General features: G+C 63.2%; 10 protein-coding genes. 9 read left to right on the top strand and 1 reads right to left on the bottom strand.

Translation table 11 applies throughout. From position 1 onward, the window contains the following. Positions 1-14: 14 nt before the first annotated feature. From HU766_RS02510 to HU766_RS02540, 7 genes are all read left to right on the top strand, one after another. Positions 15-1,343, top strand: coding sequence for an aromatic acid/H+ symport family MFS transporter (locus HU766_RS02510; RefSeq protein WP_186652975.1), 1,329 nt, complete (start codon positions 15-17; stop codon positions 1,341-1,343). Between the two features lie 64 nt (positions 1,344-1,407). Then, positions 1,408-2,607 (top strand): benzoate/H(+) symporter BenE family transporter, encoded by a 1,200-nt coding sequence (locus tag HU766_RS02515; protein ID WP_186652976.1) that lies wholly within the window; start codon positions 1,408-1,410, stop codon positions 2,605-2,607. A 53-nt stretch (positions 2,608-2,660) separates the two neighbouring features. After that, positions 2,661-3,911 carry an OprD family porin gene (locus HU766_RS02520; protein ID WP_186652977.1) on the top strand — a complete coding sequence of 417 codons (1,251 nt, stop codon included), beginning with the start codon at positions 2,661-2,663 and terminating at the stop codon, positions 3,909-3,911. A 104-nt stretch (positions 3,912-4,015) separates the two neighbouring features. Beyond that, positions 4,016-5,092 carry a metal-dependent hydrolase gene (locus tag HU766_RS02525; RefSeq protein WP_186652978.1) on the top strand — a complete coding sequence of 359 codons (1,077 nt, stop codon included), beginning with the start codon at positions 4,016-4,018 and terminating at the stop codon, positions 5,090-5,092. A 3-nt stretch (positions 5,093-5,095) separates the two neighbouring features. Then, the gene (locus HU766_RS02530; protein WP_186652980.1) at positions 5,096-5,788 is read left to right on the top strand and encodes a TraX family protein; all 693 of its coding nucleotides are present in this window, start codon (positions 5,096-5,098) and stop codon (positions 5,786-5,788) included. A gap of 190 nt (positions 5,789-5,978) precedes the next feature. Next, positions 5,979-6,191 (top strand): cold-shock protein, encoded by a 213-nt coding sequence (locus tag HU766_RS02535; protein ID WP_003179963.1) that lies wholly within the window; start codon positions 5,979-5,981, stop codon positions 6,189-6,191. A gap of 309 nt (positions 6,192-6,500) precedes the next feature. Next, the gene (locus tag HU766_RS02540; RefSeq protein WP_186652983.1) at positions 6,501-6,725 is read left to right on the top strand and encodes a hypothetical protein; all 225 of its coding nucleotides are present in this window, start codon (positions 6,501-6,503) and stop codon (positions 6,723-6,725) included. A 54-nt stretch (positions 6,726-6,779) separates the two neighbouring features. On the opposite strand, the gene HU766_RS02545 is transcribed toward HU766_RS02540, so the two are convergent. Then, positions 6,780-7,790 carry an aldo/keto reductase gene (locus tag HU766_RS02545; RefSeq protein WP_186652985.1) on the bottom strand — a complete coding sequence of 337 codons (1,011 nt, stop codon included), beginning with the start codon at positions 7,788-7,790 and terminating at the stop codon, positions 6,780-6,782. A 276-nt stretch (positions 7,791-8,066) separates the two neighbouring features. Between HU766_RS02545 and HU766_RS02550 the strand changes: the two genes are divergently transcribed. Continuing rightward, positions 8,067-10,247 (top strand): PQQ-dependent dehydrogenase, methanol/ethanol family, encoded by a 2,181-nt coding sequence (locus tag HU766_RS02550; protein WP_186652987.1) that lies wholly within the window; start codon positions 8,067-8,069, stop codon positions 10,245-10,247. A 6-nt stretch (positions 10,248-10,253) separates the two neighbouring features. Next, positions 10,254-11,687, top strand: coding sequence for an aldehyde dehydrogenase (aldA, locus tag HU766_RS02555; protein ID WP_050506102.1), 1,434 nt, complete (start codon positions 10,254-10,256; stop codon positions 11,685-11,687). The last annotated feature ends 136 nt before the right edge of the window (positions 11,688-11,823 follow it).

Below are 11,823 nucleotides of genomic sequence, written 5' to 3' on the forward strand. Positions count from 1 at the left end.
TAGAGACAGCTGCCATGCGAACCCTTGACGTACACCCGATCATCGATAACGCGCGCTTCACACCCTTCCACTGGATGGTCATGGCCTGGTGCGGCCTGTTGCTGATCTTCGACGGTTATGACTTGTTCATCTACGGCGTGGTGTTGCCGGTGATCATGAAGGAGTGGGGGCTGACGCCACTGCAGGCCGGCGCCTTGGGCAGCTACGCGTTGTTCGGGATGATGTTCGGCGCCCTGGTATTCGGCAGCCTGGCCGACCGGATCGGGCGCAAGAAGGGCATCGCCCTGTGCTTTGCCCTGTTTTCCACGGCAACCATCCTCAACGGCTTCGCCAGCAGCCCCAGCGAGTTTGGCATCTATCGCTTTATCGCCGGCCTGGGCTGCGGCGGGTTGATGCCCAACGCCGTGGCTCTGATGAACGAATATGCGCCAAAACGCCTGCGCAGCACGCTGGTGGCGATCATGTTCAGTGGCTACTCGTTGGGCGGCATGCTTTCGGCAGGCGTCGGTATCTTCATGCTGCCGCGCTTCGGCTGGGAGTCGATGTTCTTCGCCGCAGCCGTACCCCTGTTGCTGTTGCCGGTGATTCTCTACTACCTGCCGGAATCCATTGGTTTTCTGGTACGCCAAGGGCGCACTGATGAAGCCCGCGCACTGCTCAGGAAGCTCGACCCCGCTTGCGACATACAGCCTGGCGACAGGCTGCAGGCAACGGACCGCAAGGGCGGCGGCAACGCTGTCGTGGAGCTGTTTCGCAACGGCCTGGCCGTGCGCACCCTGGCCCTGTGGCTGGCGTTTTTCTGCTGCCTGCTGATGGTCTACGCACTCAGTTCGTGGCTGCCAAAACTGATGGCCAACGCAGGTTACAGCTTGGGTTCGAGCCTGTCGTTCTTGCTGGTGCTGAACTTCGGCGGCATGGCCGGGGCGATTCTGGGGGGCTGGTTGGGCGACCGCTACAACCTGGTCAAGGTCAAGGTCGGCTTCTTCATCGCCGCAGCACTGTCGATCAGCCTGCTGGGCGTCAACAGCCCGATGCCGGTGCTGTACCTGCTGATCTTCATCGCCGGCGCCACCACCATCGGCACGCAAATACTGCTGTATGCCGGCGCGGCGCAGATGTACGGCCTGTCGGTGCGCTCCACCGGCCTTGGCTGGGCCTCGGGGATCGGCCGCAACGGCGCCATCGTCGGCCCGCTGCTGGGGGGCGCACTGATGGGCATCAACCTGCCGCTGCAACTCAATTTCATCGCGTTCGCCATCCCTGGCGCAATTGCTGCGCTGGCCATGGCCGTGCACCTGGTCAGTGGCCGGCGGCATGGCCTGGCTACGGCTGCGCAGGCCTAGCAAGACCACAGGCCTTGCAAGAGGCCTGATCCACACACCCGCCCCAAGCCTTGCGAGAGGTGCCATGAAAACCCTGTTCAAGGACAGCTCGCTGTCCGCCATCGTAGCCGGTTGCCTGGCGACGATGATTTCCTACGCCGGCCCGCTGGTGATCATCTTCCACGCCGCCGAAGCCGCGCACATGCCTCACGGCCAGCTGTCGTCCTGGGTGTGGGCCGTTTCCATGGGCAGCGGTGTGCTCGGCGCATTGCTGAGCCTGCGCTATCGGGTGCCGGTGGTGATCGCCTGGTCGATCCCGGGTTCGGCCCTGTTGGTGACTGCCTTGCCGGCACTAGGGCTGGAGCAGGCCGTGGGGGCCTACCTGGTGGCGAACCTGATCCTGCTGCTGATTGGCCTCAGCGGGGCCTTCGACCGCATCATCACGCGCCTGCCCGGGTCCATCGCTGCTGGCATGCAGGCGGGCATCCTGTTCAGTTTCGGCACCGAGGTGTTCCGCGCCTTGCCCGTGCAACCGCTGCTGGTACTGGCGATGTTCGTTACCTATGTGCTGATGCGCAGGGTTCAGTCGCGTTATGCGGTGGCCGCCGTATTGTGCATAGGGGCCGTCGTCACCGTGGCCAGCGGCGCGTTCCGCAGTGAGGCCCTGGTGCTGCAACTGGCCTCGCCCCAGTGGGTTACCCCGCAGTTCAGCCTGGCGGCAGTGTTCAGCCTGGCGCTGCCACTGGTGCTGGTGGCCCTGACCGGGCAGTTCATGCCAGGGATGGCGGTGCTGCGTAACGCCGGCTACGCCACACCGGCCAGCCCTTTGATCGGTGCCAGCGCCATCGGCGGCGCCTTGCTGGCACCTTTCGGTTGTCACGGCCTGAACCTGGCAGCCGTCACCGCCAGCCTGTGCACCGGCCATGAGGCCCATGAAAACCCGCGCCGGCGTTATGTCGCGGCCGTCGCCGGCAGCGTGTTGTACCTGCTGTTGGGGGTTGCCGGTGCCACGTTGATGTCGCTGTTTGCTGCCTTCCCTGCGGCATTGATCGCAGCCCTTGCTGGGCTTGCCCTGTACGGGGCGATCAGCGAAGCCCTGGCGCGCAGCCTGGCCGAACCTATGGAGCGCGATGCCGGCCTGTTCACCTTCCTGGTCACCGCCTCGGGGGTGTCTTTCCTTGGCCTGTCGGCGGCGTTCTGGGGGCTGCTGTTCGGCCTGCTGGCGCATGCGCTGCTCAGGCTGCGTCGGCCGCAAGCGAGCGAGGTATTGCGCCGTACCCCATGAGCCCCGTGTTCCCAGCGCTTTATCCATAACAACAAGATCAAGAGAGCTTCGGAATGAACCACACCCCTTGCGTTGCCATCGGCCTGACCTTGCTCAGCCAACCTGCGCTGGCCGCTGATGGCGGCTTCTTCGAGGATTCGAAAGCCAGCCTCAGCGCCCGTAATTACTACTTCAGCCGTGACTTCTCGGACATCGTCGGGGCCAATCAGCAGTCCAAGGCCGAGGAGTGGGCCCAGGGCTTCATTCTCGACTTCAAGTCGGGGTACACCCCCGGCACGGTTGGCTTTGGCGTGGATGCCCTGGGCCTGTTGGGCATCAAGCTCGACAGCAGCCCTGACCGGGTCAATACCGGCCTGCTGCCGGTGCATGGCGATGGCCGTGCCGCAGACGAGTACAGCCGCCTGGCTCCGACGTTCAAGGCCAGGCTGTCGAAGACCGAGCTGCGTGTTGGCGAGCTGCAACCCAACTTGCCGGTGCTGACCTTCAGCGATATCCGCCTGTTACCTCCGACTTACCAGGGGGTGAGCCTGAGCACGTCCGAGCTGCAAGGCCTGACCTTGCAGGGCGGGCATTTGCGCTCCACGCACCTGCGCAACGAAGGCGGCGACGGCAAGATGAACGCCATGCTCGGCCATGTGCCGATGCGCCAGGCACAAAGCGATGCGTTCAACTATGTCGGCGGCGACTACGCGTTCAATGCGAACCAGAGCAGTGTCAGCCTGTGGTACGGGCAACTGGAAGACATCTACGAACAAGGTTTTGTCGGCTTCAAGCACAGCAAACCCGTGGGGGACTGGGTGCTGAGTGCCAACCTGGGGTACTTCACCGCCCGCGAAGACGGCGACGCACTGCTCGGCACCATCGACAACCAGGCCTTCTTCTCGCTGTTCACCGCCCGGCAGGGTGGGCACAGCGTGCATGTGGGGTACCAGGGCATCTACGGCGACAGCCCGTTCCCCCGGGTATTCGCCAACATCTCACCGTTGGGCAACGAGGTCCCCACCTACGAGTTCGCGTATACCGACGAGCGCTCCTATCAGCTGCGCTACGACTACAATTTCGCCGCCATGGGCGTACCCGGGTTGACGGCAGGGGTGCGTTATATCACCGGCAACAATGTCGATACCGGGCTGGGCTACGAGGGCCGTGACCGTGAGCGGGACCTGGATATCGCCTATGCGGTGCAGAGCGGGCTGCTGAAAGGGTTGGGGATCCGGCTGCGCAATGCCATGGCCCGCTCCAACTACCGCAGTGATATCGATGAGAACCGCCTGATCCTGGTGTACACCTGGCAGTTGCTGTGAATACCCATCGCCCGGCTGTTGCCACCTTTTGTCACTGAACCGCATTTGCACCGCAGGGCTTGAGGGGGGTAGTTTTCCTGGGTCATCCACACAGGAACTCCCCCTTGGACTCATTGACCCAAGCCGTACTCGGCGCCGCCCTGCAGGGCACTGTGCTCGGCCGCATCCAGGGCCGCCGTTCGCTGCTGTATGGCGCCGCGCTGGGCACCCTGCCTGACCTGGACGTGATCATCCGCTACGCCGACCCGGTCTCGCAGATGACCTACCACCGGGGCTTCTCCCACTCCCTGTTCGTCCTCACCGCTCTGGCGCTGTTGCTGGCCTGGTGCGTCAACAGGTACTGGCCGGGCAAGGGCTACACCTTGCCGCGGCTGTTCCTGGCGTTCTGGCTGGTGCTGGTCACCCACCCGGTGCTCGATGCCTTTACCGTGTATGGCACGCAACTGTTCTGGCCGCTGTCGGTTACCCCGCAAAGCTGGGCGGCGGTATTCATCATCGACCCGGTCTATACCGTGCCGCTGCTGGCCGCAGTGGTCTACACCCTTGCCAAGGGGGTGACGGGCAAGGCCGTGAGGCTGATGACCTTGGCACTGGTCTTCAGTACCGCCTACCTGGGCTTTGGCCTGGCCGGGCGGATGCTGGCGGAGCAGCGTTTTCAGGCAGCCCTGGACCGCCAAGGCATCACGGCCAGTGACGTACGCGCCGTGCCTATCGCCTTCAACAGCCTGATCTGGCGCGTGCTGGCCAAGACCCCGGAGGGCGCGTACTACGAAGGTGTCAGCAGTTGGCTCGATCAACATCCGCCGGAAATGCAGCGCCTGCCCCGCAACCTTGAACTGGCTTCGGCGCTTGCCGCTGCGCCACTGCATCAACGCCTGCGCTGGTTCACCGATGACTGGCTGCGTTACGACGAGGTCGACGGCGCGCTGGTGGTGACCGACCTGCGCATGGGGATCCCAGGCAACTACACCTTCCGTTTCAACATGGCCCACCGCGACAGCCAGGGGCACTGGGTTGCCGATACCCCCACGGCATGGCAGGGGGCAGGGGTAGCGTCGATGTTCAACAGCCATGACCTGGCCTTGATCTGGCGGCGCATCGTCGACCAGCAACCGCCCCTGCCGCTGGCTGCCTGGACCTCCCGCTACCTGGCGCCGACGGCGGCACAGCGCGGGCACTAGGGGATGCGCTCGGCAGGGCTGGACCTGGTCAAGTGGGTGGCGATCGTGACCATGGTCGCCGACCACCTGCGCTTCATATGGCCGCGTGCCGAAGGTTTGTTCATCCTTGGCAGGTTGGCCTTCCCGCTGTTTTGCCTGGCTATCGCCGTCAATGTCGGGCGCCGGCACGGGGGGGCGCCGTCAACCGGCGTCAACCTGCGTTACCTGGGCGCGATGCTGGTGTTTTCAGTAGTGTCCGAATGGCCCTACCGTTGGCTGGACAGCGGTTCGCAGACGTTCAGTGTGATGCCGACGCTGGCCCTTGGGCTCCTGGTAGCTTTGGGCGTGCAGCAGCATCAGGTGGCAGCACGGGTACTTGGCCTGGTAGCCCTGGCGGCTGCGGCCCTGTTCAGTGAACGCCTGATGTACGGCCTGGCCGGCGTGCTGTTGCCGGCCGCCTGGCTCATGGCCCGTCGCCTGGGCGCGCTGACGTGGCTGCTGCCGTGCCTGCTGGCAATGGCGGGCAACCTGACCAACGGCTGGTTGCGCGAACATCCGCTCGCGCCGTTCACCCTGCTGACCTTGGCCGCCGCTGCCCTGGCGGTGCCGTTCGGCTGTTTGCTATTGCGTCGTGATGAGTGGCGCGTGCCAGCGGTGGGGCGCTGGGGGTACCTGTTCTACCCGGTGCATTTGCTGGTGATCAACGCGCTTATTTGAAGGGGTACAGGGGCATTTTGCCGGTGAATTCGGGTACAGGATTCAGCTATTTTCGATACTGGTAAAATTGTTAGTAGCTTCTCGCCGACAAAGCGCTCAATATGTGGCTTGCAGGGGCTTGTTGTTTGACATGGCCCTCGTTGTAAATTTCACGGAAAACGCATCAAAACAGCCATCGAGGGCTCAGAGCATGTCCAACAGACAAACCGGTACAGTTAAATGGTTCAACGATGAAAAAGGCTTCGGCTTCATCACCCCACAGGGCGGTGGCGACGATCTCTTCGTTCATTTCAAAGCCATTGAATCGGACGGCTTCAAGTCGCTGAAAGAAGGCCAGACTGTCAGCTTCGTTGCCGAAAAAGGGCAAAAAGGCATGCAGGCCGCCCAAGTGCGTCCTGAGTAAGACACGTACCAGCCGGCTCAACGTTCGAACAGGCACCCGCAACCTTGCGGGTTGACCGAGGTACTTGATCGAACGATGTGAAGCCTGGCAATTGTGTAACGTGTAAAAAAAGCTCCGTATCGAAAGATATGGGGCTTTTTTCGTTTTGGCTGGACAGTAGCAGTGGTCGCCCGATCAACAGAGATTACCTGGTAATAATGCTAGTAGCCGTCTGCTTGCCGATGGGCGATTATTTACAGTGATCGGTGAATAGTTTGCTCCAGGCTGCTGATAACAGTGACCATTCAAACACAACAGGAGGTGCTGTTCATGCCCCAAAAAGCGCAGTCGCTGACCGCAATGTCGTTAGCACAGGTTGATCCCCAGTTTGTAGCACCGGGGGTTGGCGAGGTTGTGTTTCTGATGGGGGACGGCGGCCAAGGTGCCCCGATCATCCGCGAGGGTCAGCACGTCAGTTATGAAATCGAGCAGCGGGAAGATGGGCTGTTCTATGCGGTGAACATCGTCATCGAAGACGAGCCACCCTTGAACTAGATTAACTGCTCGATGGCTGGGCAAGGGGCTTCATAGCCCCTTGCCGATCTGCCTTCAACTGCGCGCCAGTCGCCCGCTGACAAAGTGCGCCACATCATTGAAACCTGGGGTAGATGCATGCCCCGGCGTCACCAGCGAATCGATGAACGTTTCATCCTCTCCCGTGATCTTCACCTCCAGTGCCCCGGCATAGGTGTCCCATTGCGCTTCGGTGCGGGGCCCGACAATCGCCGAACTGACCTGTTGGTTGTTGAGCACCCAGGCAATCGCAAATTCCACGATACCCACGCCCTTGGCCTCGACGTATGCCTGGATCTGGCGAGCGATGGCCAGTGACTCCTGGCGCCACTCCACTTCCATGATGCGCTTGTCTTGGCGCCCGGCACGGCTGCCGGCATCCGGTACCGAGCCAGGTGCGTACTTGCCGCTTAGCACGCCGCGGGCCAAGGGGCTGAACGGCACCACGCCCAGGCCATGGTAGGCCGCTGCGGTCAGTTGCTCGGGTTCTGCCTGGCGGTTGACGATGTTGTACAGCGGCTGGCTCACCACCGGCTTGGCCACGCCCAGGCGCTCGGCCAGGTTGCAGATTTCGGCAATACGCCAGCCGCGGAAGTTGGACACGCCCCAGTAGCGGATCTTGCCCTGGCGCAGCAGGTCGCCGATGGCCTGCACGGTCTCCTCCAGCGGAACCTTGTGGTCCTCGCGGTGCAGGTAGTAGATGTCCAGGTAGTCCAGGTCCATGCGCGTCAACGTGGCATCGATGGCATTGAACACATGTTTACGCGACAACCCGCTGCGGTTGGGCAGGCCGTCGGCGGGGCCAAAACCAACCTTGGAGGCGACGATCCAGTCCTGGCGATGACGTGCCACAGCTTCGCCGACAATTTCTTCCGAGCGCCCGGCGTTGTAGACATCGGCGGTGTCGATGAAGTTGATGCCCTGATCCCAGGCTTTTTCGATGATCCGCAGGGCGTCTTCGGTGCTGGTCTGCTCGCCGAACATCATGCTGCCCAAGGTAAGGGCGGAAACCTGCAGGCCACTTTGGCCGAGGGGACGGTAGATCATGCGGGTAAGTCCTTTGCAGTGGGCTGATGTGCCTGTTTTACACAGAACCAGGCGGCATTGAAAGCCAGCAGCAAGGGCTGACACACCTGTGCCATGGCTGCATCAGCTGTGCCATGGCTGCTGCAGCCACAGCCTGTGGTCAGGCGCTGGCCCTTTGTGCTCAAACCCCTCTGGCATGGCTGTTTCGAAGCTGCCGGGCAGCGCTGGCACAACCGTTGCTCTATCTGTTGCAGGCGCCTGCCATGGCGTCGCCATAACAAGAACGGAGAAGCCACCATGAACCGAACAGGCCCGCACCGCCGGCCCTTCCCGCACGCCTTGGGCTGCCTGGCCCTAGCCTTGGCCTGCTGCGCACCTGCCTATGCCGCCGACGTCGATGGCAAACGCATCATCGCCGCCGACCAGGAACCCGGCAACTGGATGAGCCACGGCCGCACCTATGATGAACAACGCTTCAGCCCCCTCAAAGCCATCAACCAGGACAACGTCAATCAGCTAGGCCTGGCCTGGAGCTACAAACTCGACCTGGACCGTGGCGTGGAGGCCACGCCCATTGTGGTCGATGGGGTGATGTACACCACGGGCCCGTTTTCGGTGGTGTACGCGCTGGATGCCCGCAACGGCAAACTGCTCTGGAAATACGACCCGCAGTCGGATCGCAACCGTGCCGGAGAGGCCTGCTGCGATGCGGTAAACCGAGGCGTGGCGGTGTGGCAGGGCAAGGTTTACGTCGGCGTACTGGACGGGCGCCTGGAGGCGATTGATGCCAAGACCGGCAAGCGGGTCTGGTCGGTGGACACCCGCAGCGACCATAAACGCAGCTACACCATCACCGGCGCGCCGCGGGTGGTCAACGGCAAGGTCATCATCGGCAATGGTGGGGCGGAGTATGGCGTGCGCGGCTATGTAACGGCCTATGACGCCGAAACCGGCAAGCAGGCCTGGCGCTTCTTCACCGTGCCAGGTGACCCCAAGCTGCCGCCGGAAGACAAGGCCATGGAAATCGCCAGCAAGACCTGGCACGGCGACGCCTTCGTCGAGTGGGGCGGCGGCGGCACGGCCTGGGACTCGTTCGCCTACGACCCGGAGTTGAACCTGCTGTACATCGGCGTCGGCAATGGCTCGATGTGGGACCCGAAATGGCGCAGCCAGGCCAAAGGCGACAACCTGTTCCTGTCGTCGATCGTCGCGGTCAATGCCGACACGGGCGAATACGCCTGGCACTACCAGACCACCCCGGGTGATGCCTGGGACTTCACCGCCACCCAGCACATGATCCTTGCCGAGCTGCCGATCGACGGCAAGCAACGCAAGGTGCTGATGCAGGCACCCAAGAATGGCTTTTTCTATGTGCTGGACCGCGCCACTGGCGAGCTGCTGTCGGCCAAGAACATCGTGCCGGTGAACTGGGCCAAGGGCATCGACATGAAGACCGGGCGGCCCATCCTCGACGACGAGGCGGCGGCCTACTGGAAGGACGGCAAGCGCAAGTTGGTGACCCCGGCATTCTGGGGCGCTCATGATTGGCACCCGATGTCGTACAACCCGAACACGGGGCTGGTGTACATCCCGGCGCATATCATGTCGGCCTACTACGAGCACATTCCCGACGCCCCCAAGCGCAACCCGTTCAAAAGCGTGTACCAGCTCGGCCTACGCACCGGCATGATGCCCGAGGGTGCCGAAGGCCTGCTGGAGATGGCCAAGACCTGGTCCGGCAAGCTGATCGCCTGGGACCCGGTTAAACAGGCGCCCGCCTGGGAAGTGCCCTACATCACTATCTTCAACGGTGGCACCTTGAGCACCGCCGGCAACCTGGTGTTCGAAGGCAGCGCCGATGGCCGGGTGATCGCCTACGCCGCCGACACCGGCAAGAAACTCTGGGAGTCACCGGCCGCCAGTGGCGTGATGGCGGCACCGATCAGCTACTCGGTCGATGGCGAGCAGTACGTCACCTTCATGGCCGGTTGGGGCGGGGCATTCTCGACGTTTGCCGGGGCACTGTCGCTGCGCGCCGGGGTACAGCCTTTCTCCCAGGTGCTGACCTACAAGCTTGGCGGTAATGCCACGTTGCGTGAGCCGGCACCGCCCGCCAACGCGCCCGAACCACCACCCCTGACCGCTGATGCCAACGCAGTGGCCGCCGGTGCTGCCCTGTACGACGGCAACTGTTCGCAGTGCCATGGTATTCATGCCGTCAGCGGCGGCGTACTGCCTGACCTGCGCAAGCTCAGCGCGGAAAAACACCAGATGTTCCTCGGCATCCTCTATGGCGGCCGCGTGCCCGATGGCATGCCGTCGTTTGCCGACAACCTCAAGCCCGAGCAGGTGGAACAGGTGCACCAGTACCTCATCAAGCGTGCCCATGACCTCAAGCGCGAGGGCAGTACCTGGCAGCAGTTCAGCGCCAAGCCGGCTGCCCAGTCGCCACTGGCCGACAACCACCCACAGGAGTGAATGACCATGACTGCAACGATCTACCAGAACTACATCGACAATGCCTTCATGCCCAGCGAGCAACTGATCGAGGTGTACAACCCGGCCAACGCACAGCTGCTGGGGCGTGTCCCGGAGTCGCCGGTGGAGCACGTGGAGCGGGCCATTGCCGCAGCGCGTCAAGCGCAAAAAGGCTGGGCGGCCAAGCCTGCCATCGAGCGCGCCGGGTATCTGCGCCAGATCGCGACAAAGGTACGCGCCAATGCCGAACGCCTGGCGCGCATCATCACCCTGGAAGGCGGCAAGGTGCCGGGGCTGGCGCAGGTCGAGGTCAACTTCACGGCCGACTACCTCGACTACATGGCTGAATGGGCGCGACGCCTGGAAGGCGAGGTGCTGACCAGCGACCGCGCCAATGAGCACATCTTCCTGATGCGCAAACCCTTGGGTGTGGTGGCTGGGATCTTGCCGTGGAACTTCCCGTTCTTTTTGATCGCCCGCAAGATGGCCCCGGCGTTGTTGGCGGGGAACACCATCGTGATCAAACCCAGTGAGGAAACGCCGATCAATTGCTATGAGTTCGCGAAGTTGGTGGCCGAGACCGACCTGCCGGCGGGTGTGTTCAACGTAGTCGGCGGCAAGGGGGCGAGCGTCGGCCATGGGCTGTCCAGCCATGCCGGCATCGACCTTGTGAGCTTTACCGGTAGCGTCGCCACCGGCGCACGGATCATGGCTGCTGCGGCGCCGAACATCACCAAGCTCAACCTTGAACTGGGCGGCAAGGCCCCGGCGATCGTGCTGGCGGACGCCGACCTGGACCTGGCGGTGAACGCCATCGTCGCCTCGCGGGTGATCAATACTGGCCAAGTGTGCAACTGCGCCGAGCGGGTGTACGTGGAACGCCAGGTGGCCGACGCCTTCGTCGACAAGGTGGCCCAGGCCATGGCGGCCACCCGTTATGGCGACCCGTCGAGCCGTGCCGACCTGGACATGGGGCCGCTGATCAACCAGGCCGGGCTCGACAAGGTGGCGCAGATGGTGCGAACGGCGGTCGGGCAGGGCGCCCAACTGGTGACCGGCGGGCAGGTGGCCGACCTGGGTGCCGGGTTCCATTACCAGCCGACTGTGCTTGCGGGCTGTGCGTCGGACATGGAGATCATGCGCAAGGAAATCTTCGGGCCGGTGTTGCCGATCCAGGTGGTCGATGACCTGGACGAGGCGATTGCCTTGGCCAACGACAGCGAATACGGGCTGACGTCTTCGCTTTACACCCGCGACCTGAATGCGGCGCTGAAGGCCTGCCGCGAGATCGACTTTGGCGAGACCTACATCAACCGCGAGAACTTCGAGGCCATGCAGGGCTTCCACGCCGGGGCGCGCAAGTCCGGGGTCGGCGGGGCGGATGGCAAGCACGGCTTGTATGAGTACATGCGCACGCAGGTGGTGTACATCCAAGGGTAGAGGGTGGCTTTGCTGGCCTCTTCGCGGGGCAAGCCCGCTCCCACTGAACAACTGCTAACTCATCGATTTAGCGAGACGCTGTGGGAGCGGGCTTGCCCCGCGAACACCGGCGAAGCCGGTGCCAGGCACCGTGCAC

This window comes from Pseudomonas sp. SWRI77 (assembly GCF_014269105.1).
Lineage (GTDB): Bacteria > Pseudomonadota > Gammaproteobacteria > Pseudomonadales > Pseudomonadaceae > Aquipseudomonas > Aquipseudomonas capeferrum.

Excerpts from the sequence above, each read along its gene's own strand:
- HU766_RS02510 (WP_186652975.1), top strand. The coding sequence starts at position 15 with ATGCGAACCCTTGACGTACACCCGATCATCGATAACGCGCGCTTCACA.
- HU766_RS02515 (WP_186652976.1), top strand. The coding sequence starts at position 1,408 with ATGAAAACCCTGTTCAAGGACAGCTCGCTGTCCGCCATCGTAGCCGGT.
- HU766_RS02520 (WP_186652977.1), top strand. The coding sequence starts at position 2,661 with ATGAACCACACCCCTTGCGTTGCCATCGGCCTGACCTTGCTCAGCCAA.
- HU766_RS02530 (WP_186652980.1), top strand. The coding sequence starts at position 5,096 with ATGCGCTCGGCAGGGCTGGACCTGGTCAAGTGGGTGGCGATCGTGACC.
- HU766_RS02535 (WP_003179963.1), top strand. The coding sequence starts at position 5,979 with ATGTCCAACAGACAAACCGGTACAGTTAAATGGTTCAACGATGAAAAA.
- HU766_RS02540 (WP_186652983.1), top strand. The coding sequence starts at position 6,501 with ATGCCCCAAAAAGCGCAGTCGCTGACCGCAATGTCGTTAGCACAGGTT.
- HU766_RS02545 (WP_186652985.1), bottom strand. The coding sequence starts at position 7,790 with ATGATCTACCGTCCCCTCGGCCAAAGTGGCCTGCAGGTTTCCGCCCTT.
- HU766_RS02550 (WP_186652987.1), top strand. The coding sequence starts at position 8,067 with ATGAACCGAACAGGCCCGCACCGCCGGCCCTTCCCGCACGCCTTGGGC.
- aldA (WP_050506102.1), top strand. The coding sequence starts at position 10,254 with ATGACTGCAACGATCTACCAGAACTACATCGACAATGCCTTCATGCCC.